Origin of the sequence: Prevotella sp. oral taxon 317 str. F0108 (assembly GCF_000162415.1) — a bacterium.
GTDB lineage: Bacteria > Bacteroidota > Bacteroidia > Bacteroidales > Bacteroidaceae > Prevotella > Prevotella conceptionensis.
Genome location: NZ_GG740106.1, coordinates 1 through 787, shown reverse-complemented (window position 1 = coordinate 787; position 787 = coordinate 1). Strand labels below are relative to the sequence as shown.

The window sequence follows — 787 nt, the reverse complement described above, 5'->3', positions numbered from 1 at the left end:
AGCATTTATAGTTCGTTCAGTAATACATAAATAAAAATGAAGAAATATATAATATGTATAATGTTAGTGCATGTGTGCATTTCATGCAGTAACAACAAAAATGAAATGCCGTCTGAAAGCTTTACATATGAATGCTTTACATATGAAGACAGCATTAATGGCATAAAGTTTACAATGCCCAATGTAGGAGAAGGTGGGTTGTTAATTGTTGGTGAGGTGCAAGTTATGCTTACACCTCATGGTCAAAATAGTTGATCTTGCAACCAAGTCTTTGGAAGACTGGCGTACACGTATTTATTACTTCGTGGATGATCGTTGTAAGGACGAAATATCACACTTCTATTCTTTTAATAAGAATGGGCATGATGGCATTGCCGTATTTTATGAAGGAGAGAACAAAGTTGAAAGAATAAGGTATTATGAAAAGGATGAAGAGATTTGGTCAAAAGTGGAACCTGAGAAATAATAACGTTTTAATAGCAATCTTATTGGTAATCTCTATGATTCATGTAACAGGGCGGAACAACATTCAAATGATTTGAAATGTATCTTCTCTGACAGCTTACACCGTTTTGAATATTATCGTGGTGCAAAACAAATTATAATTCGAGTTGACTCTAATTTGTTTTATTTTACCTCAGATAATCGTCTGGTAAAGGTGTACACCCGAAGTGTGGTTAATGGAAAACGGATGTTTGTGAATGGAAAAGTTTATTATTTCGATAGGAAGTCGGGTACATTAGATTCAGTAAAGTCCTACCAGAAAAACAAGTTGCATGGGTATTCT

The 787-nt window shown here is 34.2% G+C and carries 1 protein-coding gene; it reads left to right on the top strand.

Annotation, left to right across the window (positions count from 1 at the left end):
• Positions 1 to 238 precede the first annotated feature (238 nt).
• Entirely contained in the window at positions 239 to 466 is a 228-nt protein-coding gene (locus tag HMPREF0670_RS15110) for a hypothetical protein (RefSeq protein ID WP_009232002.1), read from the top strand.
• The last annotated feature ends 321 nt before the right edge of the window (positions 467 to 787 follow it).